Below are 477 nucleotides of genomic sequence, written 5' to 3'. Positions count from 1 at the left end.
ACTAATTTAAACGATTAGAGCTTCTGTATAGTCGGCTCCATAATTATAATAAATAAGGAACAATTAATGTTTAATAAATCTAAATCTAAATTAAGTGTGGCAATTTTATTTGCATTAGGTATTAGCTGCTCAGTATATGCTTCAGGCGATGGTTATGTAGAAGGAAAGTCAAAATATAAAAAGACTAGCTATGAGAAATATATAGCTGATGGGTATAGCTATGATGCTGAGTTAGATTCTTTATATAAGTTTGATCCAAGTACTGGTTTGCTACATCTATACAACGAGGGTTTTGATATTCCGACAGAGTCAGATACATCTGAGCCAACTCAGCCAGCACAACCTGCAGATGGAGCTAACAATACAGCTCAACCAGGTCCGATAGGAGAGCCAAGCACAACAACCCCTACAAGTGAGCCAAGTCCAGCAGCTCCTACAACAACTCCTACCGGTGAGCCAGGTCCACAAGGCGATAAA

At 38.8% G+C, this 477-nt stretch carries 1 pseudogene; it reads left to right on the top strand.

Annotated elements, in window-relative coordinates:
* Positions 1–66: 66 nt before the first annotated feature.
* A pseudogene (locus A1D25_RS01820) lies at positions 67–477 on the top strand (hypothetical protein); the annotation flags it as partial.

This window comes from Ursidibacter arcticus, from assembly GCF_009761375.1.
In the GTDB taxonomy this organism is placed as follows: Bacteria; Pseudomonadota; Gammaproteobacteria; order Enterobacterales; family Pasteurellaceae; genus Ursidibacter; species Ursidibacter arcticus.
This window is presented reverse-complemented; position numbering and strand designations above follow the sequence as displayed.